The organism is Salifodinibacter halophilus (assembly GCA_012999515.1).
Taxonomy (GTDB): Bacteria; Pseudomonadota; Gammaproteobacteria; order Nevskiales; family Salinisphaeraceae; genus Salifodinibacter; species Salifodinibacter halophilus.
In genome coordinates this window covers 1-273 of record JABEEB010000239.1, presented here as the reverse complement: position 1 = coordinate 273, position 273 = coordinate 1, and the positions used below count along the sequence as shown (strand labels likewise).

Below are 273 nucleotides of genomic sequence, written 5' to 3'. Positions count from 1 at the left end.
AAGCGGCCGGACCGTTCGCCTGTGCGGCGTCGTTGGGGTTGTTGTCGCGGTCGGGGCGAGCGGCGGAATCGCCGTCGCGGCCGGCTGCGCGCGACTCGTCGGGGTGCGCGGAACCGGTGGTTTGGGGAGGCAGCAAGCCGTTGGACTGGGCGGCGCCGATCACGTCCTGCAACTGGCGCGCGAGCGGGCCGATCTGACGTTGGAAACATGCATCGACTTCGTGCCGGACCAGGTCGGCCAGGCGCGCGGCGATCTGCTCCATCGGCGTGGGTG

1 protein-coding gene is annotated in these 273 nt (G+C 71.4%); it reads right to left on the bottom strand.

The annotated features are described in order from the left end of the window. Positions 1-262, bottom strand: a 262-nt coding sequence (locus HKX41_11480) for a hypothetical protein (protein ID NNC24753.1), incomplete at its 3' end; no start/stop codon positions are given. Between the last annotated feature and the right edge of the window lie 11 nt (positions 263-273).